This is a genomic window from Kitasatospora sp. NPDC058115 (assembly GCF_042884635.1).
GTDB lineage: Bacteria > Actinomycetota > Actinomycetes > Streptomycetales > Streptomycetaceae > Kitasatospora.
The window spans coordinates 47,221-69,866 of record NZ_JBHVTL010000007.1; the positions used below are offsets into that span (position 1 = coordinate 47,221).

At 76.3% G+C, this 22,646-nt stretch carries 20 protein-coding genes; 3 read left to right on the plus strand and 17 right to left on the minus strand.

Annotated features, from left to right (window positions below; genetic code table 11):
* The first annotated feature begins 47 nt into the window (after window positions 1-47).
* Window positions 48-1,394: a DUF5667 domain-containing protein gene (locus ACFVVL_RS09390; RefSeq protein ID WP_387672846.1), complete on the plus strand. Its 1,347-nt coding sequence runs from the start codon at window positions 48-50 to the stop codon at window positions 1,392-1,394.
* 119 nt (window positions 1,395-1,513) lie between these two features.
* Here the strand turns inward: ACFVVL_RS09390 and ACFVVL_RS09395 are convergent, their stop codons facing one another.
* The 8 genes from ACFVVL_RS09395 to proC form a co-directional block, all read right to left on the minus strand.
* Window positions 1,514-2,527 (minus strand): lysophospholipid acyltransferase family protein, encoded by a 1,014-nt coding sequence (locus tag ACFVVL_RS09395; protein WP_380295968.1) that lies wholly within the window; start codon window positions 2,525-2,527, stop codon window positions 1,514-1,516.
* Between the two features lie 6 nt (window positions 2,528-2,533).
* On the minus strand, window positions 2,534-3,637 hold the full coding sequence (locus ACFVVL_RS09400; protein ID WP_380295966.1) for an NAD-dependent epimerase/dehydratase family protein: 1,104 nt from the start codon (window positions 3,635-3,637) through the stop codon (window positions 2,534-2,536).
* Between the two features lie 150 nt (window positions 3,638-3,787).
* Window positions 3,788-3,886, minus strand: a complete 99-nt coding sequence (locus tag ACFVVL_RS09405; protein WP_003948845.1) for a 30S ribosomal protein bS22 — start codon at window positions 3,884-3,886, stop codon at window positions 3,788-3,790.
* Between the two features lie 189 nt (window positions 3,887-4,075).
* Window positions 4,076-4,285, minus strand: a complete 210-nt coding sequence (locus tag ACFVVL_RS09410) for a helix-turn-helix domain-containing protein (RefSeq protein ID WP_045937940.1) — start codon at window positions 4,283-4,285, stop codon at window positions 4,076-4,078.
* 251 nt (window positions 4,286-4,536) lie between these two features.
* Complete coding sequence (locus tag ACFVVL_RS09415; RefSeq protein ID WP_380295964.1) at window positions 4,537-5,733, minus strand: acetoin utilization protein AcuC; 1,197 nt, start codon at window positions 5,731-5,733, stop codon at window positions 4,537-4,539.
* A 71-nt stretch (window positions 5,734-5,804) separates the two neighbouring features.
* Complete coding sequence (locus ACFVVL_RS09420; protein ID WP_387672852.1) at window positions 5,805-7,031, minus strand: MFS transporter; 1,227 nt, start codon at window positions 7,029-7,031, stop codon at window positions 5,805-5,807.
* Window positions 7,032-7,172: 141 nt separating this feature from the next.
* Window positions 7,173-7,826 (minus strand): HAD family hydrolase, encoded by a 654-nt coding sequence (locus tag ACFVVL_RS09425; RefSeq protein ID WP_387672855.1) that lies wholly within the window; start codon window positions 7,824-7,826, stop codon window positions 7,173-7,175.
* A 31-nt stretch (window positions 7,827-7,857) separates the two neighbouring features.
* Window positions 7,858-8,685, minus strand: coding sequence for a pyrroline-5-carboxylate reductase (gene proC, locus ACFVVL_RS09430; protein WP_387672858.1), 828 nt, complete (start codon window positions 8,683-8,685; stop codon window positions 7,858-7,860).
* 190 nt (window positions 8,686-8,875) lie between these two features.
* On the opposite strand from proC, the gene ACFVVL_RS09435 reads away from it, so the two are divergent.
* Window positions 8,876-9,310, plus strand: coding sequence for a hypothetical protein (locus tag ACFVVL_RS09435; protein WP_380295956.1), 435 nt, complete (start codon window positions 8,876-8,878; stop codon window positions 9,308-9,310).
* A 135-nt stretch (window positions 9,311-9,445) separates the two neighbouring features.
* Entirely contained in the window at window positions 9,446-10,798 is a 1,353-nt protein-coding gene (locus ACFVVL_RS09440; protein WP_387672862.1) for a hypothetical protein, read from the plus strand.
* A gap of 12 nt (window positions 10,799-10,810) precedes the next feature.
* On the opposite strand, the gene ACFVVL_RS09445 is transcribed toward ACFVVL_RS09440, so the two are convergent.
* The 9 genes from ACFVVL_RS09445 to ACFVVL_RS09485 all read right to left on the minus strand — a co-directional run bounded on the left by ACFVVL_RS09445 (window position 10,811) and on the right by ACFVVL_RS09485 (window position 22,560).
* Window positions 10,811-11,338: a hypothetical protein gene (locus tag ACFVVL_RS09445; protein ID WP_380295952.1), complete on the minus strand. Its 528-nt coding sequence runs from the start codon at window positions 11,336-11,338 to the stop codon at window positions 10,811-10,813.
* Window positions 11,339-11,430: 92 nt separating this feature from the next.
* A complete protein-coding gene (ilvD, locus tag ACFVVL_RS09450; protein WP_387672865.1) occupies window positions 11,431-13,275 on the minus strand; it encodes a dihydroxy-acid dehydratase in 1,845 nt (614 codons plus the stop codon).
* A gap of 188 nt (window positions 13,276-13,463) precedes the next feature.
* On the minus strand, window positions 13,464-14,234 hold the full coding sequence (locus ACFVVL_RS09455) for a class I SAM-dependent methyltransferase (protein ID WP_387672868.1): 771 nt from the start codon (window positions 14,232-14,234) through the stop codon (window positions 13,464-13,466).
* 39 nt (window positions 14,235-14,273) lie between these two features.
* A complete protein-coding gene (locus tag ACFVVL_RS09460) occupies window positions 14,274-15,068 on the minus strand; it encodes a class I SAM-dependent methyltransferase (protein ID WP_387672871.1) in 795 nt (264 codons plus the stop codon).
* 32 nt (window positions 15,069-15,100) lie between these two features.
* Entirely contained in the window at window positions 15,101-15,928 is an 828-nt protein-coding gene (locus ACFVVL_RS09465) for a sugar phosphate isomerase/epimerase family protein (RefSeq protein ID WP_380295969.1), read from the minus strand.
* A 566-nt stretch (window positions 15,929-16,494) separates the two neighbouring features.
* Window positions 16,495-17,457 (minus strand): Ppx/GppA family phosphatase, encoded by a 963-nt coding sequence (locus ACFVVL_RS09470; RefSeq protein ID WP_380295945.1) that lies wholly within the window; start codon window positions 17,455-17,457, stop codon window positions 16,495-16,497.
* A 179-nt stretch (window positions 17,458-17,636) separates the two neighbouring features.
* Window positions 17,637-18,944 carry an SUKH-4 family immunity protein gene (locus ACFVVL_RS09475; RefSeq protein WP_387672874.1) on the minus strand — a complete coding sequence of 436 codons (1,308 nt, stop codon included), beginning with the start codon at window positions 18,942-18,944 and terminating at the stop codon, window positions 17,637-17,639.
* Window positions 18,945-19,035: 91 nt separating this feature from the next.
* Entirely contained in the window at window positions 19,036-22,095 is a 3,060-nt protein-coding gene (locus ACFVVL_RS09480; RefSeq protein WP_387672877.1) for a toxin glutamine deamidase domain-containing protein, read from the minus strand.
* Window positions 22,096-22,200: 105 nt separating this feature from the next.
* Window positions 22,201-22,560, minus strand: coding sequence for a hypothetical protein (locus tag ACFVVL_RS09485; protein ID WP_380290204.1), 360 nt, complete (start codon window positions 22,558-22,560; stop codon window positions 22,201-22,203).
* Between the last annotated feature and the right edge of the window lie 86 nt (window positions 22,561-22,646).

Below are 22,646 nucleotides of genomic sequence, written 5' to 3' on the forward strand. Positions count from 1 at the left end.
CGTCCGGCAGGCCGGGGTGTCGACAACGACGAAGGGAGGTGTGGCCCGTGACGGCAAACGTGCTGGAGCACCGGCGGGCGAAGGCCTTCGCCGATGCGCTGGAGGCCCACCAGGCGGAGCAACGCGCTGCCGAGGGTGACGGAACGGCCAACACCGCTGGCGGACACGCCGGTTCGGCCGCGATGGCGGAACTCATCGACACGGTCGGCGCGCTCCGCGCGCTGCCCGCCCCGGAACTCGACCGCGAGGTCCGGACCGTCCAACGCGCCCAGCTGACGGCCGCGTTCGAGCAGGCCTTCGCGGGCGGCCCGGGCGCGACGGTGCCGCGGCAGCGCCGCCACCGGACCGTCCGGACCGCGCCGCGCGGACGCTGGAGCCGCCGGTTCGCGATCGGCGGGCTGGTCGCCGGCCTCGCCGTCGGCAGCTTCGCCGGCGCCGCGGCCGCCAGCGGCAACGCCCTTCCCGGCGACCCGCTGTACGGCATGAAGCGCGGGCTGGAGGGGCTACGGCTCAACCTCGCGGGCTCCGACAGCGAACGCGGCGAACTGCTCCTCGACAACGCGGCCACCCGGCTCGGCGAGGCGAGGTCCCTGGTCGGCCGGACCGACGCCGCCGGCGCGCTCAGCCCGGGCACCGTCGACCAGGTCCGCAGGGCGCTGGACGCGATGCACGCCGACGCCCTCAAGGGGCGCGACCTGCTGCGCGCGGTCTACCGCAACAACGGCTCGCTCGACCCGATGCGCACCCTGGCCGGCTTCGCCCAGGACGAGGACGGCACCTGGGCCGAGCTCCAGTCCCGGCTCCCGGTCCAGCTCACCTCCCAGGCCCACCTGGTGGACCAGCTCTTCGACGACATAAGCCAGGACGTCGCGCCCCTGCACCTGGCCGAGCAGCCCGCCAAGAGCGGTGCGCCGGCCGGCGGCGGGGCGGGCGGCGGCACCCACGCCCCCGGCACCGGCGGCTCCGGCGCGCCGTCCGCCGGGACGGCGCCCGGCGGCAACCCCGCCGCCGACGGCACACCGGCCCAGGGCGGCGCCGGCGGCGGCCCGGCGAACAGCCCCGCCGGCGGCCGGCCGGGCGTAGCCCCGCAGGTCCCGCCGCAGGGCGGCATCCCCGCCCCGGCGGCGCCCGCGGCCCCGCTCCTGCCGCTGCCGAGCGGCCCGGCCAACGTCGTCCCGCCCCCGGTCGGCGGACTGGTCGACGACCTCACCAGCGGGCTCACCGGCGCCAGGCCCTCGCCCAGCGCCGACGCTCCCGCCCCGGCGCCGGACCAGCCCCCGGCGCCGTCGGCCGAGGCACCGCCGAGCGCGAGCGCCGACCCCGCCCAGCAGGGCGTCGAGGTGCCCCCGCTGATCCCGGGCCTGCTGCCCGGCCTGCGGATCCTCGGCGGCTGACCGGGCGCGGAGAACGCACCGGGCCCCGGCGGACACCTCGTCCGCCGGGGCCCGGCCGCGTCCGCCCGCCGTCGGAAGAACACCGGCTCAGAAGAACACCGGCTCAGAAGAACACCGGCTCAGAAGAACACCGACCGCCGCCGCACCAGCAGCTGGTAGAGGGTGTGCTGGATGGTCTCCCGCACCTCGTCGGCCAGGTCGAAGACCAGCATCGGGTCGTCCGCCGCCTCCGCCGGGTGCCGGTCGGTGGCGATCGGCTCGCCGAACTCGATGATCCACTTGGTCGGCAGCGGAACCGCCCCGAGCGGCCCCAGCCACGGGAAGGTCGGCGTGATCGGCACGTACGGCAGGCCCAGCAGCCGGGCCAGCGTCCGGAAGTTCCCGATCATCGGATAGGTCTCCTCCGCCCCGACGATCGAGCAGGGCACGATCGGCACCCGCGCCCGCAGCGCCGAGGAGACGAACCCGCCCCGGCCGAACCGCTGCAGCTTGTAGCGCTCGGCGAACGGCTTGCCGATCCCCTTGAAGCCCTCCGGCCAGACGCCGACCAGCTCGCCGCGCTCCAGCAGGGCCTGGGCGTCCTCGTTGCAGGCCAGGGTGTGCCCGGCCTTGCGGGCCAGCTCGTTGACGCCGGGCAGCACGAACACCAGGTCGGCGGCGAGCATCCGCAGGTGCCGGTGGCTCGGGTGGTGGTCGTGTATCACCACCTGGGTCATCAGGGCGTCCAGCGGGATCGTCCCGGAGTGGTTGGCGACGATCAGCGCGCCGCCCTCGGCCGGGATGTTCCCGATCCCGCGCACCTCCACCCGGAAGTACTTCTCCGCCAGCGGCCGCAGCAGCCCGAGCAGCACCTCCTCGGTGAGCTCCCGGTCGAAGCCGAACTCGTCGACCTCGTAGTCGCCGGTGATCCGGCGGCGCAGGAACGCCAGGCCGTCGGCGGCCCGGTCCTCCCAGCCCTTGCCGAACGCCCGGGTCGCGGCGGCGCCGAGCCGCCCGGCCAGCGCGCCCCCGACCACGCCGGCGACCCGGTCGGCGAACCCCGGGCCGTCGGCCGGCGGCTCGCTCCAGCTCGGCGCGGACTCGATCGGGATGACCTTCGCCTCACCCGGCGCGTTGTCGGCGGCGGCACTCATGCGGGTTCAGCTCCTGGGTCGGTGCGGGCGGGCGGTGGCGCCGGCCCCGTCGGGCCCGGCCAGCAGCGCGGCCAGGCCGTCGGTGACGGCGGTGAGCCGCTGCGGGGGCAGCAGGCCGGGGGACTGCGCGGCGGCGAAGTCCGCGAAGGCCTCCGGGGTGGTGAACACCGGACGGTAGCCGAACGTCTCGCGCAGCCGCGTGGTGTCCACCACCCGGCCGTGGGTCAGCAGCCGCAGCTGCTCGGGCGAGACGTCCACCAGCCGGGTCTGCCGGGCCAGCCCGGCCATCCAGCTCACGGCGGGCAGCAGCAGCGGCAGGGTCGGCCGGCCGAGCCGGCGGGCGCACTGGGACAGCAGCAGCACGCCCTCCCCCGCGACGTTGAGGGTGCCGGTGTTCACGGTGCCCGGCGCGGCCGGGAAGGAGGCCCGGCAGAGCACCTCCACCACGTCGTCCTCGTGCGCGAACTGCAGCCGGGGGTCGTAGCCGAGGACGGTCGGCAGCACCGGCAGCGCGAAGTACTCGCCGAGCGGGGTGTCGGCGCCCGGGCCGACGATGTTGGCGAACCGCAGCACGGTGACCGCGACGTCCGGGCGGCGCCGGGCGAAGCCGCGGACGTAGCCCTCCACCTCGACGGCGTCCTTGGCGAAGCCGCCGCCCGGCAGGACCTTCGGCTGGGTCCGCTCGGTGAACACCGCCGGGTCGCGCGGCGCCGAGCCGTAGACGCCGGTGGTCGACTTCACCACCAGCCGCCGCACCCCGGCCGCCTTCTGGCAGGCGCCGAGCAGCTGCATGGTGCCGATCACATTGGCCTCCTTCACCGCCGAGCGGTGGGTGGAGCCGAGACCGGTGGCACTGACCGCGAGGTGGACGACCGTGTCGACGCCGTGCTCCGCGATCACCCGCGACACGGCGGGGCGGCGCAGGTCGAGCTGGTGGAAGCGGTACGGCGCGGCGGGCCCCTCCGGCTCCGCGAGCGCGCGCAGCGCCGGTGGCGGCGGCTGCACGTCCACCCCGACCACCAGGTCCACCCCCGGACGGCGGCGCAGCTCGGCGGCGAAGCGGGCGCCGAGGTGGCGGGCCACGCCGGTGACGAGCACGACCGTTCCCACAGCGCTGCACCCCATTCCTCGGCCCGGGAGACCTGCGTGCACCGTACCGCGCCCGCACGGCGGGCCGGGAAACGACACCGCCCGCCCGGGCCACGAGGGCCGGGGCGGGCGGTGCGAAGCGCTGGGCGCGCAGGGCGCGGCCGGGGGCGCTTACTTCTTGTTGCGACGCTGGACGCGCGTGCGCTTGAGAAGCTTGCGGTGCTTCTTCTTGGCCATACGCTTGCGACGCTTCTTGATGACAGAGCCCACGGAACAACCCTCGCTCACTGAGACTCTCGCCCGTGAGAGACGGAGTCCATACGACTGACGGAGGGCCTAGCCTACATTCCACACGCCCAGGGCCGTAATCGCGCTCCCCGAGGCGGGCGAACTCAAGGCGAATCCGGGGCGAACGGATACGGGGTCCACCGTGGTGGACCCCGTACCCGGCCGGCCCGCCTACGCGCTTTCGAGCCGCACGTAGGACTCCTTGAGGTACTCGTGCACTGCCTGCTGGGGCACCCGGAACGAGCGGCCGACCCGGATGGCGGGCAGCTCACCGCTGTGCACCAACCGGTAGACCGTCATCTTGGAGACCCGCATGACCGCGGCCACCTCGGCCACGGTCAGGAAGACGACGTCCTGCAAGGGGCGTTCGCCGGAACTCATGACCATCACCCGACCCTTACCCGTGTGCAAGGCACCGGCTTCCCCTCCGGTGACTCCACCGGCACACGTGTATCCCCAGAGTAGTTATGGGTGGTACCAGTGGGAAGAGGGGGAAGCGCAGTCCTCGTACGGTGAGGGATAAGCCGGTTGCAGTACGTAGCCGATCGGCGGTCTGCACTAGTCGGCGTGCGCACGGAACGCGACCGGGCACCAGGTCTTCACAAGCGGGGGCGCCGGTTCGGCCGCCCGGGTCAGGGCATCAGGCCGTGGTGCGGCAGGACGGCGCGGCGGGTGGCCAGGATCGCCTGGTCGAGCCGGTCCGCCGGATCGTATCCCGCGTCGAAGTCGCGCCAGACCGGCCGGGCGCCGTCGGTCATCCGCAGCGGGGCCGGGCGGCGGGTGCGCCGGTAGACCTCGGCGCGCCAGGACTCCGGGGTCTCGGTGGCCGGGTCGACGGGGCGGCCGGCCGCAGTGGCGACCAGGTGGGTCCAGGTGCGCGGGACGACGTCGACGACGGCGTAGCCGCCCCCGCCGAGGGCGAGCCAGCGGCCGTCGGCGTGCTCGTGGGCCAGCGCGTGCAGCTCCTGGGCGATGGCCCGCTGGGCGTCCACGGTGACCGCGAGGTGGGCGAGCGGGTCCTCCAGGTGGGTGTCGGCGCCGTGCTGGGTGACCAGGACCTGCGGGCGGAAGGCGGCGAGCAGCTCGGGCACCAGGGCGTGGAAGGCGCGCAGCCAGCCGGTGTCGCCGGTGCCGGCCGGCAGCGGGAGGTTCACCGCGGAGCCCTCGGCGCCGGGGCCGCCGGTCTCGCTGGCCCAGCCGGTCTGCGGGAAGAGGGTGGCGGGGTGCTCGTGCAGGGAGACGGTGAGCACCCGGGGGTCGTCCCAGAAAGCCGCCTGGACGCCGTCGCCGTGGTGGACGTCGACGTCGACGTAGGCGATCCGCTCGGCGCCGAGTTCGAGCAGCCGGGCGATGGCGAGCGCCGGGTCGTTGTAGACGCAGAAGCCGGAGGCGCGGTCGGGCATGGCGTGGTGCAGTCCGCCGGCGAAGTTGACGGCGTGCGGGGTCTCGCCGCGCCAGACGGCCTCGGCGGCGGCCACGGACTGGCCGGCGATCAGCGCGGAGGCGGAGTGGACGGCGGGGAAGGACCAGTTGTCGTCGGTGCCCAGGCCGTGCCGCGGGTCCTGCCGCTCGGGGTGGGCGGCGGCGAACTTGACCGCCTCGACGTACTCCGCGGTGTGCACCAGGCGCAGGGTGGACTCGCCGGCGGGCGGGGCGGAGCGGACGGTGACCCCCGGTCCGGCGGCGAGGCCGAGGTCCTCCACCAGGCGCATGGTGAGCGCCAGCCGGGTCGGGTCCATCGGGTGGCCTGGGCCGAAGTCGTAGGCGGTGACCGCCTCGTCCCAGAAGAGGTGCAGGCCGCAGGAGGGGTCACGCTCGGCTTCGGGCATGGCCTCCACCGTAGCGGGTGGGGGCGGCGCGGCCCGGCAACGGGTCCTCGGACGCCGGTCGTACGGGCCGGTCAGACCTGGTCGCGGACGGCCGTCCGGGCGGGGACGGCGGCCGCCGGGGCCGGGGCGAAGCGGTCGGCGAGCGGGAGGACGGCCAGCACCAGGAGCATCGGCGCGAGCAGGGCCCAGCGGTAGGAGCCGGCGTCCGCCAGCACGCCCACCAGGGGCGAACCCAGCAGGAAGCCCACGTAGTTGAACAGGTTGAGCCGGGCCACCGCGGCGTCCCGGTCGGCCGGGAAGAGCCGGCCGCCGGCCGCGAAGACCTGCGGGATGATCGCGCAGATCCCCAGGCCCAGCACGGTGAAGCCGGCGATCCCGGCCCAGGCGCCCGGTGCGGCGGCGGCCACCGCGAAGCCGAGCGCGGCCAGCGCGGCGCCGGTGCGCACCACCGGCACGGCGCCCCAGCGCTGCACGGCGCGGTCCCCGAGCGCCCGGCCGAGCAGCATCGCCACCATGTACCCGAGGTAGGAGAGCTTGGCGAGGTCCTCGGGGCTGTCCAGCCCGTCGGTCAGGTACTTGACGCTGTAGTTGGAGACCGAGGCGTCGGCGATGTACGCGAAGGCCATCGCCAGGCAGAGCGGCAGCAGCGGGCGCCAGGGGAGCGCCCGGGCGGCGGCCTCGGCGGCCTCGGCGGACTTCCGGACGCCGTCGCCGAGGTCGGCGGGCCCGGCGAGGAAGGGACCGGCCAGCAGCGCGAACGGGGCGATCACCGCGGCCGCCGTCCCGAACAGCACCGGCAGGCCGAGGTCGGCGTGCGCGCCGAGCCCGGCGACGGCCGCGCCGAGGATCCCGCCGAGGCTGAACGCGGCGTGGAAGCCGAGCATCACGGAGCGGCCGTAGCGGTGCTGGAGGCCGACCCCGAGCATGTTCATGCTGGCGTCCAGCGCGCCGACCAGCAGCCCGAACGCGCCCAGGGCGAGGGCCAGTTGCCAGAGCGCGTCGCCGAGGCCGACGGCCGCCAGGGTGACGCAGACGGCCGGCTGGACCACCCGCAGCACGGCCCGCGCGCCGGTGCGGCGGACCAGCCGCTCGGAGGCGACCGACCCCACCCCGGCGAGGACCGGCACCGCGGCCAGGAAGAGCGGCAGCAGCGCGTCGCTCAGCCCGTACCGGTCCTGGATCTCCGGGATGCAGGTGACCAGCAGGGCGAAGGTGACGCCCTGGAGCAGGAAGCTCGCGGCCAGCGCGGCCCGGGCCGCCCGGAGCCGGGGCGTGACGGCGGGACCCTCGGTACGCACATGCACCTCACTACTGGCCGGTACGGCGGTGGTGAGGCGAGAGCGTACGGCCGGACGGCCGCTTCCGGGAGGGGGTGCGCACGCCGGAAACCGCCGGCGCTCCCCCGCGGCCGACGGCGGGGCCGGGCCGGGGCCGGGCGCTCAGCCGAGCAGGGCGGGGACCTCGGCCAGGTCGGCGATCAGGCCGGTGGCGCCGGCGGCGGTCAGCTTCGCCGGGTCGGTCAGCGCGGTGTAGCCGTAGACGTCCATGCCGGCCGCGCGGGCGGCGAGCACGCCGTTGGGGCTGTCCTCCAGCACCAGGCAGACCGCCGGGTCGACGCCGAGGGTGCGGGCCGCGTGCAGGAAGAGGTCCGGCGCGGGCTTGCCCACGCCGACGTCCTGGGCGCTGAAGATCCGCTCCTCCGCGAGGTGGCCGCGCAGGCCGGTGACGTCCAGCGCGGCGCGGATCCAGCTGTGGTGGGCGGAGGAGGCCAGGCAGTAGGGCACGGCGCGGCGCCGGAGCTCCTTCAGCAGCGCGTCGGCGCCCCGGACGGGGGCCAGGCCGGTGGCGAAGGCGTCGAAGACCCGGCCGTGGAAGGCGTCGTCGAAGCCCTCGGGGAGCCGGGCGCCGTCGTACCGCTCGGCGATCACGTCATGCACCCGGTGGGCGGCGGTACCCATGAAGTCCCGGTAGGAGTCCTCGATCGTGGTCGGGTAGCCGAGTTCGGTGAGGTACTCGGCCAGCAGCCGGTTGGAGAGCGGTTCGCTGTCCACCAGAACGCCGTCGTTGTCGAAGATCACCAGCTCATAGGTCATGCGTTCGACCCTATCGGCCCGGTCGCGGCGGTCACCTGCCGCCGGAGGCCAGCTCCCGGGAGCGGTCCCGGGCCGCCTCCAGGGCGCCCAGCAGGGCCGCCCGCACCCCGTGGTTCTCCAGCTCGCGGATGGCCGCGATGGTGGTGCCGGCCGGCGAGGTGACCGCCTCGCGCAGCTTCACCGGGTGCTCGCCGGAGTCCCGCAGCATGACCGAGGCGCCGATCGCCGACTGCACGATGAGGTCGTGGGCCACCTGCCGGGGCAGGCCGAGCAGGATGCCGGCGTCGGTCATCGCCTCGACCAGGAAGTAGAAGTACGCCGGGCCGGAGCCGGAGAGCGCGGTCGCCGCGTCCTGCTGGGACTCGGGCAGCCGCAGCGCCTTGCCGACCGAGCGGAAGATCTCCTCCGCCCGCTCCAGGTGGGCCTCGGTGGCGTGCGAGCCGCCGGAGATCACGCTCATGCCCTCGTCGACCAGGACGGGCGTGTTCGGCATCACCCGGACCACCGGGGTGCCGGTCGCCAGCCGGGCCTCGAACCAGGCGGTGGGGATGCCGGCCGCCGCCGAGATCACCAGCCGGTCCGGGGCGACGTGCGGCGCCAGCTCGTCCAGCAGGGTGCCCATGTCCTGCGGCTTCACCGCGAGGATCAGGGTGTCGGCGAGCTTGGCGGCCTCGGTGTTGCCCACCACGCCGACCCCGTACCGCTCGGCCAGTTCGGCGGCCCGCTCCGGGCGGCGGGCGGTCACCAGGACGTCCGCGGGGTCCTTGCCGGCCCGCAGCAGACCGGAGAGCAGGGCCTCCCCGATCTTGCCCGTGCCGAGGAAGGCGATCTTCTGTCCGTGCGCCGCGCTGCTGGTCATGGCCGCTCCTTGCCTCCGGTGCCGCGTCCCCGTACCGCGCCCATCCTCGCACCGCGCGACCGGCACGGGCGGCAGCGTCCACTCTGCGGGCACGGCCCGAGGGGGACGGCCCCTAGGGCGAAACTCCGGGATCTCCCCTATGGCCCGGGGGTGGGCGCGGGCGCACCGTGGAGTCATGGCACACGGAGAGATGTCCCGACGTGAGAACCGGCAGGTCGCCGTCGCCGCGGCGACCCTGGGACCGTGGCGGACGGCCGCGGGAGTCGGTGCGGTGGTGGGGGCGACGGACCTGGTGATCGATCTGATCGACGGGGACTGGTCGCTGAGCATGCTGGCCGGTCCGGCCGGCTGGGGCCTGTTCTTCTTCTTCCTGGTCGGCACCGTCGGCGCCCGGCTGCGCCGGGAGGGCAGCGACCGGCGGCTGCAGCAGTGGGCGAACGAGCACCCGTGGCAGGCGGCGCTCCCGGCGGGCGGCGGGCTGCTGGTGCTGAACATGCTGGCGCAGCTGTTCCTCGGCGACGCGGGCGTGTTCGAGGCGTTCTTCGAGTCGCTGTTCCCGGCCGTCGCGCTGGTGACCGTCGCGGGCGTGGTCGGATCGGTGAAGAAGGCCCGCGGCAAGGGCTGACGGGGGCTCGGCGGCGGACGCCCCCCCCGGGGGGGGGGGACAAAACCGGCCTGATCCCCGCACACCGCCGGGACGTTCACCCGACGGTGCGGCCCCGATCGAAAACCCGTCACCCCCCGTCGGCATACTGGCGCGATGCCGATCGCCGAAGATCCAGAACCGCGCCCGTCCGAGGGCCGGGAACCGGACGGGACCGCCCCGTCCGGGCCGGACGGGAAGGACCCGTTCGCCGACCTCGTCCTCGACGAGGAGTTCGTCCAGGGTGCCTCCGTCAAGGAGCAGGCGGGCCGCACCCGGATGCTCGCCGCCCAGTGGAAGCACACCCCGCCGGTCGACCCGGGCGGCCGCCGCTCGGTGAACGACGGGCCGCCGAAGAAACGGTTCGCCCGCAAGGGCCAGCCGGTCGACGCCTTCGGCAACCCGAGGCCGCGCCGTTCCCCGGAGTGGCGCACGCCGCTGTTCGTGGTGCTGGCCGTCGCCCTGGTGCTCGCCGCGCTGAACATCGACGGGCTGCGGAACTGGTACGAGGAGCGCACCGGTGGCGACTCGGCAAGCGCGGCGCCCGTCGAACAGGTCGCCCCGGCGACGGCTCCGCCGACCACCGCGCCGCCGCAGGTCGACCCGAAGCAGCCGACCGTCGACCGCCCGTGGGCCGGCTCCCCCGCCGAGGGGTGGCCCACCAGCATCACGGTGTTCGAGCCCAAGGAGCCGCCGGCGGCCACCGGGGTGTTCACCGCCCAGCAGGTGGCCGCCCAGGTCGCGCTGGTCAAGGAGTACCTGGCCGCGACCAACCTGGACCCGAAGGTGGTGGCCGGCGGCCGCCCGGAGGCGGCCCTGGCCATGCTCGACTCCGAGACCCGGCAGGACGCCGAGAAGGCGCTCGCCGGGCCCTCCCAGGAGTCCGACCCCACCAGCTGGTTCAGCCGCTTCGACGCGCGCGACGCGATCCCGGTCGGCGACACCTACCGGCTCCAGGGGTGGATCACCGTGGAGGGGGACGGCAAGCGGGGCGTGCTGGTGCACACCGACTTCACCTTCGTGTACCCGGTGCGGCCCGGCCCGGACGCGGCCAAGCGCGCGATGGCGCCCAAGCCCTCCCGGCCGCCGCGGCCGTCGGGCGCCCCGGCCCCGACCGGACCGGGGGCGGGGGACGGCGCGGTCAAGCCGGTGGGCCTGCTCACCCCGGTGGACGACGTGGCCGGGGACACCTGGACCGCGCGGACCCTGGTGCGCCGGATCGCGACGTTCCGTTTCTACGACCCGGCGAAGTACGAGGTCGAGCGCGGCAAGATCTACTTCGAGAGCAACCGGTCCGACGTCGCCAACAGTGAGTGCGATGCCGGCGACGGCTACTACCACCCGCAGTTCGACCAGTTCGCGGCCGCGCAGGCGCCGGACCCGAACCAGTCCGGGCCGACCTCGGACCCGTACGACCTCACCCAGCCGCCGGACCCGAGCGATGTCTGCGGGACGGTCAGCCGCAGCTGAGCGCGGTCCGGCTCAGCGCTTGCGCTTGGCCCGGCCCGGCGTCCTGGCGCCGGGCCGGCCGCTGCGGCCCGCCTGCCGGCGCTCGTAGCGGGCGAGCTCCTGCTCGTAGCGGGCGCGCCGGACGGCCTCGCCCGGCGCCTCGCGCAGACCGCGGACGAAGTAGGCGAGCAGGGAGCCGACCCCGCCGATGATCCAGACCACGCCGAGCGACTTCTCCTCGGCCATCCAGCCGGTCAGGCTCTCCTTGCCCTCGGCGAGCAGCTTCCAGGTGCGCAGCGCGGCGAGCATCGAGCAGATGCCCACGGCGGCGACCAGCAGCCCGTTGAGGAACCCGCCGTTGTCGGCGATCCGGATGCCGTCGACGGCGAAGCGCAGCACGAGGGCGGCGGCCGCGGCGGCGAGCAGGGCGCCGGCCGGGACGAGGACGCGGCGCAGCCGGTAGTCGCCGCCGCGCTCGACCCAGCTGGTGCCGAACCAGCGGATCGGCTCCGGCTCGGGGGCGCCTGCGGGCTGGGCGGAGGGACTGGGTTCCTGGGTCACGGGTCCGATTATCCCCGGTGGGCGGAAACACCGGAGGAGCCGTCCCGGTGGCCGGGACGGCTCCTCGTGTCGCTGCGGGGGCGCGGCCGGGGTCAGCCGAGCTTGCTGACGTCCCGGACGGCGCCCTTGTCGGCGGAGGTGGCCATCGCGGCGTACGCGCGCAGGGCCTGGCTGACCTGGCGGTCGCGGTTCTTCGGCCGGTAGCCGCCGGCGGCCTCCAGCGCGCGGCGCCGCTCGTCCAGGACCTCGGCGGGCACCTCCAGGGAGATCCGCCGGCCCGGGATGTCGATGGCGATGGTGTCGCCGTCCTCGACCAGCGCGATGGTGCCGCCGGACGCGGCCTCCGGGGAGGCGTGGCCGATGGACAGGCCCGAGGTGCCGCCGGAGAAGCGGCCGTCGGTGACCAGCGCGCAGGCCTTGCCGAGGCCGCGGCCCTTGAGGAAGGAGGTCGGGTAGAGCATCTCCTGCATGCCGGGGCCGCCCTTGGGGCCCTCGTAGCGGATGACGACGACGTCGCCCTCCTTGACCCGCTTGGCGAGGATCGCCTCGACCGCGTCCTCCTGGGACTCGACGACGACGGCCGGGCCGCTGAACGTCCAGATCGACTCGTCGACGCCGGCCGTCTTCACGATGCAGCCGTCCTCGGCGAGGTTGCCGTACAGCACGGCGAGGCCGCCCTCGACGGAGTACGCGTGCTCGACGCTGCGGATGCAGCCGCCGGCGGCGTCGGTGTCCAGCGACTCCCAGCGCTCGGACTGCGAGAAGGCCTCGGCGGAGCGGACGCAGCCGGGGGCGGCGTGCCACAGCTCGACGGCCTCGGCGGAGGGCGAGCCGCCGCGGACGTCCCAGGTCTTCAGCCACTCGGCGAGCGAGTCGGCGTGGACGGTGTGGACGTCCTCGTTGAGCAGCCCGCCGCGGTACAGCTCGCCGAGGATGGCCGGGATGCCGCCGGCCCGGTGCACGTCCTCCATGTAGTACGAGCCGTTGGGCGCGACCTTGGAGAGGCAGGGCACCTTGCGGGAGATCGCGTCGATGGCCCGCAGGTCGAAGTCCAGCTCGGCCTCCTGGGCGGCGGCGAGCAGGTGGAGGATGGTGTTGGTCGAGCCGCCCATGGCGATGTCGAGGGCCATGGCGTTCTCGAAGGCCGCGCGGTTGGCGATCGAGCGGGGCAGGACGGAGTGGTCGTCCTGGCCGTAGTGGCGGCCGGCGATCTCGACCACGGTGCGGCCGGCCCGCTCGTAGAGGGCGCGGCGGGCGGTGTGGGTGGCGAGCACGGAGCCGTTGCCGGGCAGCGAGAGGCCGATCGCCTCGGTGAGGCAGTTCATCGAGTTGGCGGTGAACATGCCCGAGCAGGAGCCGCAGGTCGGACAGGCGTTCTCCTCGATGATCGCGATGTCCTCGTCGGAGACGTTCTCGTTGACCGCCTGGGAGATCGCGTCGACCAGGTCGAGCTTGCGCACGGTGCCGTCGACCAGGGTGGCCTTGCCGGCCTCCATCGGGCCGCCGGAGACGAAGACCGTCGGGATGTTCAGGCGCAGCGCGGCCATCAGCATGCCGGGGGTGATCTTGTCGCAGTTGGAGATGCAGATCAGCGCGTCGGCGCAGTGCGCGTTGACCATGTACTCGACCGAGTCGGCGATCAGGTCGCGCGAGGGCAGCGAGTAGAGCATGCCGCCGTGGCCCATCGCGATGCCGTCGTCGACCGCGATGGTGTTGAACTCGCGGGGGATGCCGCCCGCCTCCTTGATCGCCTCGGAGACGATCCGGCCGACCGGCTGGAGGTGGGTGTGGCCGGGGACGAACTCGGTGAAGGAGTTGGCGACCGCGATGATCGGCTTGCCGAAGTCCTCGCGGGCTACGCCGGCGGCCCGGAGAAGCGCCCGGGCGCCTGCCATGTTGCGACCGTGGGTGACCGTACGGGACCTCAGCTCGGGCACTGTGCTCCACTCCTTCGGAGGCTGGCTGGCGGCCCCGGTCGTTCGGAGGGTGCGGGGCCACGGTGTCCGTCGAGCCTACGCCCGCCGTCCCGGCGGCGGACGCCGCGTCCGCGATGCGGTCAGCGGCGCGGGCGGCGGCGCGGGCGCGGACGGCCCGGCGACGGGACGGCGACGGGGCGGCGAGGCGGTCAGCCGGGGACGACCGCGAGGGTCAGGTCGAGGAGGTACGGCACGGTGATCCGGCCGTCCGGGAACTCGGCCCGGAGCGCCTCGCGCTCGCTCTCCAGCACCGCACGGCGCCGGTCCTCGTCGAGGACGGCGACGTAGGAGCGCGAGGAGAGGTCGGTGATCAGGTCGTCGACGGTGGTCCGGCGCTCCCAGCGGAGCACGGTGGCGACGGAGTCCAGACCGAGGCGGCGCCACTGCTCGCCGGCCGTCTCCAGTTCGTCGAACTGGCGCACCGCCCCGGGCAGCAGCGCGCGTTCCCGGTCACCGGCGGCCCGGACCCAGGGCACCTCCTGGTCCGTCACGTTCCACCAGACGGCGAGGGCGCCGCCGGGCCGCAGCACCCGGATCGCCTCGGGCACCGAACGCGCGGGATCCGTCCAGTGGAACGCCTGCGCATAGGTGACGAAGTCCGCCGAACCATCGTGGAACGGCAACTCGTCACCACTGCCCCGGACCAGCGCCAGCCCCGGACCACTCGCCAGGAACTGCGCCGCCATCCCCGCACTCGGCTCCACCCCCACCACCTCGGCACCCCGCGCCGCCAGCAACCGCGTCGAGATCCCCGTCCCCGCCCCCACGTCCAGCACCCGCGCCCCCCGCAGACCCCGCCCGGAAAGCCGCTCCACCTCGTCGAACAACTCCTGCGGATACGACGGCCGCGCCCGGTCGTACTCCGCCGCCACCCCACCGAACGACTCCGCCAGCCTGCGGAACTCCTGCACGTCCGTCATGTCCCCTCCCCCGAGCGGCAGTTCACGCCGGACGTCAGCCTACGCGAGCGGCCGGGCCGGGGTCAGGGCCACCGTGAGGTCCAGCACGTACGGCTCGATCACCCAGCCGTCCGGGAACTCCGCCAGCAGGGCCGCGCGCTCGACCGCCAGCAGCGGTTCGCGCTGTTCCGGGGTGAGCGCGGCGAGGTAGGAGCGCGAGGAGAGGTCGGTGATCAGGTGGTCGACGGTGACCCGGCGCTCCCAGTGCAGCACGGCCTTCCCCGACCGCAGCCCGTACGGGGCGAGGTGGGAGGCGATCTCCTTGGTGGCGCTGTAGTGGTGGTACGTCGCGGGCAGCGCGGCGGCGAGCCGCTCGCCCATCGCCCGCACCCAGGTGACGCCGCTGTCCTTCACGTTCCACCAGACGGCGAGGGCGCCACCGGGCCGCAGCACCCGGATCGCCTCGGGCACCGAACGCGCGGGATCCGTCCAGTGGAACGCCTGCGCATAGGTGACGAAGTCCGCCGAACCATCGTGGAACGGCAACTCGTCACCGCTCCCCCGGACCAGCGCCAGCCCCGGACCACTCGCCAGGAACTGCGCCGCCATCCCCGCACTCGGCTCCACCCCCACCACCTCGGCACCCCGCGCCGCCAGCAACCGCGTCGAGATCCCCGTCCCCGCCCCCACGTCCAGCACCCGCGCCCCCCGCAGACCCCGCCCGGAAAGCCGCTCCACCTCGTCGAACAACTCCTGCGGATACGACGGCCGCGCCCGGTCGTACTCCGCCGCCACCCCACCGAACGACTCCGCGAGCCCGCGGAAGTCGCCTCCGGTCCCGTTCCGGTCCGCCATGTCTCCCCCTGAGTCCGGCAGTTCGTGTGCTGTCAGCGTACGCGCGCGGGGGTGGCCAGGTGCAAGCGGGTGAAGGCGAGCGCCTCGGCGAGATCGGCCTCGCGTTCGGCGGGCGACGCGGCCCGGCGGGTGTTGACCTCCAGCACCACGTGGCCGTCGAACCCGGTCCGGGCGAGGTGTTCCAGCAGCTCGGCGCAGGGCTGCTTGCCCCGGCCGGGGATGAGGTGCTCGTCCTTCCCGGAGCCCGAGCCGTCCGCCAGGTGGATGTGGGCGAGCCGGTCCCCCATCCGGTCGACCATCGCGAAGGCGTCCACCCGTGAGGTGGCGACGTGCGAGAGGTCAATGGTGAAGTGCCGGTACTCCTCGTCGGTGACGTCCCAGCCCGGCGCGTAGGCCAGCACCTCGCGGTCCTTGTAGCGCCACGGGTACATGTTCTCGACGGCGAACCGGACGTCGCTCTCCCCCGCCATCCGGTGGATGCCCTCGACGAACTCCCGGGAGTACTGGCGCTGCCAGCGGAACGGCGGGTGGACGACGACCGCGCTCGCGCCGAGCTTCTCGGCCGCCGCGCGGGCGCGGACCAGCTTGGTCCACGGGTCGGTGGTCCACACCCGCTGGGTGATCAGCAGGCACGGCGCGTGCACGGCGAGGATCGGCATGCCGTGGACGTCGGAGAGGCGGCGCAGCGCCTCGATGTCCTGGCTGACCGGGTCGTTCCAGACCATGACCTCGACCCCGTCGTAGCCGAGCTTGGCGGCGAGCTCGAAGGCGATCGCGGTGTTGGCCGGGTAGACCGAGGCGGTGGAGAGGGCGACCTTGGTGTCCGGGATGTGCAGGGAGGGGTGCGCGGGCAGCACCAGGCGGTCGGTGGTGCGCAGCAGCGGGGGGCGGGCGGCGGCCTGGCGGGCGGCCTTGACGGACTTCACCGACTGGACGGCGGCCTTGGCGGCGCCGGCCGCCCGGGCGGTGCGGGTGCCGCGGGCGGGCTGGGCGTCGGGGGCCCCGGTGGCGGCCGGCTTCCCGGCCGGCTTGCCCGCCGACTTTCCTGCCGGCTTCTCGGCCGCCTTGCCCGCCGACTTCTCGGCCGCCTTGCCCGCCGTCTTTCCTGCCGCCCGGGTGGCGGCCTTGCGGGCCGCCTTCTCGGCGACCCCGCCGGCGGCCTCACGGGCGGCCTTGCCGAGCTTGCGGGGGCGGGCGGGTCCGGCGGCGGGGGCGGCCCGGTCGGCCGGGCGGGCCGGCCCTTCCGGCTCGGCGCGGCGCGGGGTGTCCGGCCGCGGCTGCCCGTCCTCGGGAGCGCGGCCCTCCCGCGTTCCGTCCTCGTCCGCTGGGTGCGCCACGGGAGACAGCGTAAGCGGACGGCGCCCGGAACGGGGAGCGGGCCGGAGCCCGCCCGACCACCGCGGGCGCCGTCCGTCAAGGGGCGACCTCAGGGAGTGAGGGCGGGCCGGCGGCGGTCGGCGGCGTTGTCCATGGCGTCCAGGCGGCGCAGGATGATGCCCTCGCGCAGCGCCCAGGGACAGACGTCCAGCTCGTCGAGGCCGAACAGGTCCATCGCGGCGTCGGCGACCAGCGCGCCCGCCAGCAGCTGCTTGGCGCGCCCCTCGGAGACGCCGGGGATCTGCGCCCGCTCGGCGACGGTCATCGCGGAGAGCCGGGGCAGCCAGGCGGCGAGGTTGCCGCGGGTGAGCCGGCGGTCAGCGTACGGGCCCGCGTCGGCCGGGGCGGCTCCGGTCATCCGGGCGAGCTGCTTGAAGGTCTTGGAGGTGGCGACCGCGTGGTCCGGGGCGCCGAGCCGGGAGATCTCGCCGACGACGGTGGCGATCTCGGCGCGGATGTGCCGCCGGAGCCCGCGCAGCTGCTCGGGGTCGGCGACGTCGCCGGGCAGCCAGCGGGCGGTCAGCCGGCCGGCGCCGAGCGGCAGCGAGCAGGCGGCGTCCGGCTGCTCGTCCAGGCCGCAGGCGATCTCCAGCGAGCCGCCGCCGATGTCGAGGTTGAGCAGCCGGCCGGAGGACCAGCCGAACCAGCGACGGACCGCCAGGAAGGTCAGCCGGGCTTCGTCCTGACCGGAGAGCACCCGCAGCTCGACGCCGGTCTCCTCGGCGACCCGGCGCAGCACCGCCTCGCCGTTGGCGGCCTCGCGCACGGCGGAGGTCGCGAAGGGCAGTATGTCGACCACACCCTTGTCCTCGGCGACCCGCAGCGAGGAGGCGACCATGCCGATCAGCCGCTCGACGCCGGTCTCACTGATCGCACCCTGCTCGTCGAGGAGTTCGGCGAGCCGCAGCTCGGCCTTGTGGGAGTAGGCGGGCAGGGGGGCGGCGCCCGGATGGGCGTCCACCACGAGGAAGTGGACCGTGTTGGAACCTACGTCGAGAACACCGAGTCGCATAACTCTCCACGCTACGCGATCCCGGGCCGGAGGAGACCGGCCGTGCCGCTGTTTCTGCTGGTCCGGGCACTGATCGCAGCTCCGGGGGGCCGCCGGGGGCCCGTCCGGTGACGCCGTTCGAACAGTATTCGGACGGCGTTGTTCCGGCGTTCACCCGGACGGCCCGGCGGGCGGGCCGTTCAGAGCAGGCCGTCCCAGAGCTGCTCGACGATCACCGCCCACCAGTTCTCCGGGTCGGCGAAGACCTCCGGGTCCACCGCCGCGAGGGCGTCCTGAAGGTCGGCGACGGCCGCTCCGGCGGCCTCCGGGCCGAGCCCGCGCAGACCGGGCAGCCGGCCGGCGAAGACGTCGAGGGAGCTCACGAAGGCGGCCGCGGAGGCGTTGCAGTGGCGGGCCGTGGCGTGGTCGGGGTCGACGGCGCGCACGGCGCCGCAGGCGGTGTCCAGGGTGATCAGCGCCCAGCCGTCCGTGCCGAGCACCACCTGCGGGGCCAGCGCCCGGCGCTCCCGCTCGGCCACCCGGGTACCGCGGCCCACCGCCGCCAGGTGGTCGGCGAGCGGCGGGAGCACGGTCCGCAGGCGGGCGCCGTCGTGCGGCACGCCGCCGACGACCGGCTCCGGGCGCGGGTCGTGCAGGGCGAAGTAGCCGTCGACGCCCGCCGGCACGCCGACCGTCAGCAGCACGCGGGCGGCCTCGGCCGGCAGGTCGGCGCGGGCGACGTCCGCCGGGGCGAACCGGCGGACGCCGTCCGGCCCGAAGCGGGCCGTCAGCCGCTCGGCCAGCGCGTGCGCGGGCTCGGCGGGCGGGCGCGGGACGGCGCGCGGGAACGGCACCCGGTTGCGGGCCGGACCGTCCCCCTCCCCGTGCGGCAGCGCGCGCACGACCGCCGCCCGGTGGTCGAAGCGCGGGCCGTACGGCAGGTCGGACTCCAGCCGCACGCCGGGCAGTTCGGCCGCCAGCGCGTGCGCCCAGTAACCGCCCGGCAGGGCGCTCGGCCGCAGGTCGGTGCGGACGGCGAGCACCTCCTCGGGCCGGACGCCCTGCTCGCGCAGCCACCACCAGCCGCGCAGCGCCGGGTGGGCGAGGCCCGGCGCCGACCGCAGGGCCAGCACCCGGCGCTCGCCGCCCGGGTCACGGTAGGTCAGTTCGGCGCGGGTGCCGCGGCCGGTGGCGGGCGGCCGGGCCGGGTCGTACCCGCCCGCGCCGACGAAGTCCCGGTACAGCCGGACCACTTCGGGCACCGGGACGGACGGCCAGACGGTGAACCGGCCGTCCGTCCGGTCCACCACGGCGCAGGCCGCCCCGATCTCCTCGGGTGCGCGCCGTTCCCCGGTCCGCGGGTCCACCCCGACCGGCGGGGGCTCGGCCCAGACCACCCAGCCCAGCTCGAACTCGTGCGACCGGACCCGCCGGGCGCCCGCCGCCGGCAGGTCCCCGTTGATCCACCGATGCGCCGCCTCGATCGCCGCCGCCCTCGTCACCGCCACCGCGGCCACCTCCACTCGCTCGTTGCCCGCCCCTCAAGCCGATTCTCCGGACCGGTCCGCGTCCTGGCCCGCGGCCGGGACCGTCCCCCGCTCACGGGGCAGGGGCGAGGAGGTCCAGGGGGCGGCCCTCGGGACCGAGGGCGATGGCCCAGAGGCCGTGGTCGGCCGGGTGGAGGGGGGCCGGGTCCCGGCGGCCCGCCTGGTGGTCGAGGTAGGTCACGGTGTCCCGGTGGTTCACCGCGTTCCAGGCGTGCGGGCGGCCGAAGCCGTCCAGGGTGAGCAGCACGGCCTGGGCGCCGTGGCCGGCCCGGCGCAGTTCGCCCGCGAGGCGGGCGAAGGCCTGGTCGCCGTCGCCGAGGTCGCGGAACGGCGCGCCGAGTTCGCGCTCGGCGCGGTCGCGGCCGCCGCGTTCGCCCGCGTCCCCCTCGGTGGGGATCCGCGGCGCGGCGCAGGTCGGCCGGCCGGTGAAGGTGTCGACGGCGGAGAGGGCGATCTCCAGGCTGTTGTTGGCCCGCCCCGGTTCGCGGTACCCGCCGTCGTTGACCACCTCGGTCCAGCCGCCCTGCGCCGGATCGGGGTGACGGGCCGGCAGGCCGTCGGCGTCCCGGGGGGCCCGGCGTTCGATCTCGCGCTGGTGCTCCGGGTCGACCGGGCCGAGGCCGCCGGGCAGGCCGGTCGGGCGGCTGTCCGCGATGGTCCGCAGCCGGACGACGGGCGCGCCCGCCACGCCGTCCCCGCGCAGCGCGCGCATGGCCAGGTGCAGGGCGGTCGCGTGCGCGGTGGCCATCGGCACCGCGCCCCAGGCGAGCGCGGACTGGCCGTCGGCGGACGCCGCGTCCGTCCGGCGGCGGTGCGGGTGGTGGCCGTCCGGGTGGTCGTCGGACCGCCCGGGCACGGGAGCGGGGCCGGGTCCGGGGGCAGGCGCGGGGGTGGGCGCGGGAGCCGTACCCGCACCGGGCCCGATCGACGGCGGGACCGCCGGGGGCGGAGGCACCGGCAGCGGAACCGGCACCGGCACCGGCGGGACGGCCGGGTGGGCCGCCCCCGGTCCGGCCCCGGCGGCGGCGCGCGGGGCCGGACCGCCCGGGGCACCCGGGGAGCCGGGGGCGGAGCCGGGCGCCGGGGCGGCGGGTGACGGCGGGGCCGCCGGGGCACCCGCGCCGATCCCGCTGCCGAACGGCGCCGGGCCGTGCGCACCCGGCGCTCCCGGCGCCGCCGCCGGGCCCGGGGCCGCGCCCACGGCCAGCGGTCCGGGCCCGACCGGGCCGCCGCCACCGGCGCCCGGCGGCGCGGTGAACGGTGCGGCGTAGGAGCCGGGGTGGGCGGTGACGTGCGGCGCGGGCGTCCAGCCGCCCGCCGCCGGAGCCGGCCCGGGGGCGGTGGCGGGCGCCGGGGCCGGGGCCGCGAGGTCGTGCCCGGTGACGGGCGGGGGCGCGGGTGGCGCGAGCACCGAGTCGGTCCGCACGGTCACCGGACCCGCGGCGTACCCCCCACCACCGCCCCCGCCGGGCGACGGACCCGGCGCGGGCGAGGGCGCGGGCGCGGCGGCCGGCGGCAGCAGGTAGTCGCCGTCGGCCGCGCGGGGGTGCCCGGGCGAGCCGGTCGAACCGCCGCCGCCCGCTCCCCCGCCCCCGCCCCCGTCGGCGTGGTGGACGGGGGTCGGCCCGGGCCCGGCCGGAGCCCTGTCCCCGCCGCCACCACCGCCACCGCCGCCACCGGAGGAACCCCCGGACCCGCCCGCCGGGGCGTCCGCGAAGCCCTCCGGCCCCGGCCGGGGCCCGTGCCCGCCCGGACCGGGAGCGGTCACGCCGTCCTCGTCGCCCGGACCGCCGCCGGACGCCCCCGGGGCCCCGGCCCCGAGCACCGCGTCCACTCCGGCCGCCACCGCCGTCACCGGCCCGCCCCCGCCGGCCCCGCGCCCGTGGCCGTGGCCCTCGCCGTCCGCACCGTCGTCCTGCGCACCGCCGGCGCCGTCACCACCGCCGGCGCCGTGGCCGTGCCGCCCGTCCCCCTCCCCCGGTCCGGGCGGCGGCCCGGGGAGCGGTCCCGACGGCGAGCCCGCCAGCGGCACCCCGGTGATCTCCCGGCCGTCCTGGCCGGTCAGCACCGGCTGCCCGTCCCTGCCCAGCACCGGCTGTCCGTGCTCGTCCAGCTTCACGGCCAGGTTCTCCACCCCGACCACCGGCCGGCCGTCCGCCCCGGGCACGACGACCAGCCCCCCGGCGTCCGCCACCGGAGTGCCGTCGGCCCGCACGATGACCGGCTCACCGTGCTCGTCCAGCACCGGCCGCCCGGCCTCGTCCAGCTTCACGGCCAGCCCGGGCACGCCCACCACCGGCCGGCCGTCCTGCCCCGGCACCACGGTCAGCCCCGTCCCGCCGGGGCCGCCGAGCACCCCCGGCTCGCCGAGCACGGCGGGCAGCCCGGCGGCCACCGGGTCGAAGGCCCCGGCGGCGCCGCCCGGGTACCCGGCCGCCCGCACACCGTCGGCGCCGGGCGGCGCCAGCCGCAGCAGCGCGACCACGGCCGGCTCCCGCAGCGCGGTGCCCAGGCCGTCCTTCATCGCCCGGCCGAGTTCGTCGAGCAGTCCGCCGATCCTCAGCCCGGCGGCCTCGACGGCGGCGGCCGCCACCGCCCGCGCCGTCCGTTCGGCGACCGCGTCGACGCTCTGCCGCACCGCGTCGAACACGCCGCCCGGCACCGGCCCCGGACCCGGACCCGGCGTCGCCCGGGACGCCGCCGCGGCCCGGGCCCGGGCCCGGGCCACCGCCTCCTCGGCCTGCTCCAGTTCGGCGGCCAGCTCGTTGAGGGCGGCGACGATGTCGGCCTTGGCGGAGTCGACGGCGCGGGCGGCCGCGTCGAAGGCGCCGGCGACCAGCCCGGCGGCGGCGTGCGCGTCGTCCAGGTGCCCCTTGCCGCCGCCGCGGAACGCCTGCCAGTAGGTGGCGAAGGCCTCGACGGCGCGGCCCGAGTTGTCCCCGGTGACGCGCCGCACGGCGTCGCCGCCGCGCCCGGCCAGCCGGTCCGCCTCGGTGCCGAACTCGCGCCAGAGGCCCGCCGCCCTGCGCAGCCCCTCCTCGTCGGCCAGCGGCCACCGGTGGCCGGTCCGGGCCAGCACCGGGACGAGTTCCTCGGGCAGTTTCCGGGACACGTGTCTCCCCCTTCGACGGACAGGCCCTGCGCTACCGGGCGGCGCTCCGCCCCGGGGGAAGGACGCGCGCCGGGCCCCGAACGGTGCGCGCGTCCACCACCGGCGTCAGGCCGACCGGTCCTTGCCGGTGCCGCGCCCGCCCGGCGCACCGCCGGCGAAGCCGCTCGCCGCCGAGGTGTCGGCGTCGGCGGTCCGCTCGGCCATGCCGTGCAGACCCGTGCCGACCGTCCCGAGCCGCCCGGCCAGCCCGCGCAGCCCGCCCACCAGAGCGCCGTGCGCCTCCCGGTACGCGGCGGCGAACCCGCTGCCCGGGGCGTCCGCGCCCCACGGGCTGCCGAGGGCGGCGAGCCCCTGCTCCAGGGCGGTGGCGGCCTTCCCGAAGTCCGCCGAGATCCGCTCGAACTCCCGCCCCTCGCCGTGCAGTTCCCACGGCTTGATGACGAACTCGCTGCTGCCACCGGCCATCGCGGACCTCCCCGTGTGCTGGACCGGCAGCCATCCTAGGGCCGCCCGCGGCCCCGCCCGGCGTGCGCCGACGGGCCCTTCACCCC

What these genes read in the sequence shown, in the direction of transcription:
- ACFVVL_RS09455 (WP_387672868.1), bottom strand. Translation starts at nt 14,234, where the DNA reads ATGACGGACGTGCAGGAGTTCCGCAGGCTGGCGGAGTCGTTCGGTGGG.
- ACFVVL_RS09440 (WP_387672862.1), top strand. Translation starts at nt 9,446, where the DNA reads ATGCCGATCGCCGAAGATCCAGAACCGCGCCCGTCCGAGGGCCGGGAA.
- ACFVVL_RS09435 (WP_380295956.1), top strand. Translation starts at nt 8,876, where the DNA reads ATGTCCCGACGTGAGAACCGGCAGGTCGCCGTCGCCGCGGCGACCCTG.
- ACFVVL_RS09415 (WP_380295964.1), bottom strand. Translation starts at nt 5,733, where the DNA reads ATGCCCGAAGCCGAGCGTGACCCCTCCTGCGGCCTGCACCTCTTCTGG.
- ACFVVL_RS09395 (WP_380295968.1), bottom strand. Translation starts at nt 2,527, where the DNA reads ATGAGTGCCGCCGCCGACAACGCGCCGGGTGAGGCGAAGGTCATCCCG.
- ACFVVL_RS09485 (WP_380290204.1), bottom strand. Translation starts at nt 22,560, where the DNA reads ATGGCCGGTGGCAGCAGCGAGTTCGTCATCAAGCCGTGGGAACTGCAC.
- proC (WP_387672858.1), bottom strand. Translation starts at nt 8,685, where the DNA reads ATGACCAGCAGCGCGGCGCACGGACAGAAGATCGCCTTCCTCGGCACG.
- ACFVVL_RS09425 (WP_387672855.1), bottom strand. Translation starts at nt 7,826, where the DNA reads ATGACCTATGAGCTGGTGATCTTCGACAACGACGGCGTTCTGGTGGAC.
- ACFVVL_RS09470 (WP_380295945.1), bottom strand. Translation starts at nt 17,457, where the DNA reads ATGCGACTCGGTGTTCTCGACGTAGGTTCCAACACGGTCCACTTCCTC.
- ACFVVL_RS09410 (WP_045937940.1), bottom strand. Translation starts at nt 4,285, where the DNA reads ATGAGTTCCGGCGAACGCCCCTTGCAGGACGTCGTCTTCCTGACCGTG.
- ACFVVL_RS09460 (WP_387672871.1), bottom strand. Translation starts at nt 15,068, where the DNA reads ATGGCGGACCGGAACGGGACCGGAGGCGACTTCCGCGGGCTCGCGGAG.